At 37.1% G+C, this 808-nt stretch carries 1 protein-coding gene; it reads left to right on the top strand.

All coding sequences use genetic code 11. The features are described from left to right. The first annotated feature begins 129 nt into the window (after positions 1–129). Positions 130–768, top strand: coding sequence for a DUF421 domain-containing protein (locus FC65_RS10910; RefSeq protein WP_056972774.1), 639 nt, complete (start codon positions 130–132; stop codon positions 766–768). Positions 769–808: the final 40 nt, after the last annotated feature.

Raw genomic sequence — 808 nt, 5'->3', positions numbered from 1 at the left:
AAAATTGTGCGGTATGCCGATATTAAACCTCATATGAATAATTCGGGTTTAATAGTGATAATTCTGATTATGTCTTAGAAAAAGTCAGTTTAAAAGCATCAAAGGTCGAAGTTAAAGGAGAGTAATAGCATGTTCTCATATTCAGATATTTTTTTAAAGCTGGTGATAGGTTTCGTTTTTATCACCTTACTGATCAAGTTCAGCGGAAATGGCAGTCTAGCACCGACATCACCGCTGGATCAACTGCAAAACTATGTCTTAGGCGGAATCATAGGAGGAATTTTATATAACCCTGCGATCTCTGTTGCTCAGTTTATTGTGGTCCTTTCAATTTGGGCATTGCTCATGCTGGTAACTCGATATCTTAAAATACATGTGCATATTGTCGGTAAATTCATCGATGGTGAACCAACAACTATTATTCGAAATGGACAGATATTGGTGGAGAATTGCCTGCGGTCAAATATGTCGGCTAAAGAAATTGATTTTAAATTGCGCTCTGCTGGGGTTTTGGACATTCGTAATGTAAAACGAGCAATTTTAGAACAAAATGGCAGTCTGACAATTTTGGGTCAAAACGATGAAGATGTCAGATACCCAGTTATCGTGGATGGAAAAATAGATCCAGATGTCCTAGAAGTCATGCACAAAGACGAAGTATGGTTGAATAATGAACTACAAGCACAAGGCATTACTGATATTAAAGATGTGTATATGGCTAAGTATCGTAATAATCATTGGGAAATCGCTACTTATCTGAAACACTGATGCCTCTTTTTAGTTAGCGTAAAGTATTTGTGGGTGGAAG

The sequence above is a fragment of the Ligilactobacillus acidipiscis DSM 15836 genome (assembly GCF_001435755.1).
Lineage (GTDB): Bacteria > Bacillota > Bacilli > Lactobacillales > Lactobacillaceae > Ligilactobacillus > Ligilactobacillus acidipiscis.
Note: the sequence above shows the minus strand (reverse complement) of the source record. Positions and strands in the feature narration are given on the sequence as shown.

Excerpts from the sequence above, each read along its gene's own strand:
- FC65_RS10910 (WP_056972774.1), top strand. The coding sequence starts at position 130 with ATGTTCTCATATTCAGATATTTTTTTAAAGCTGGTGATAGGTTTCGTT.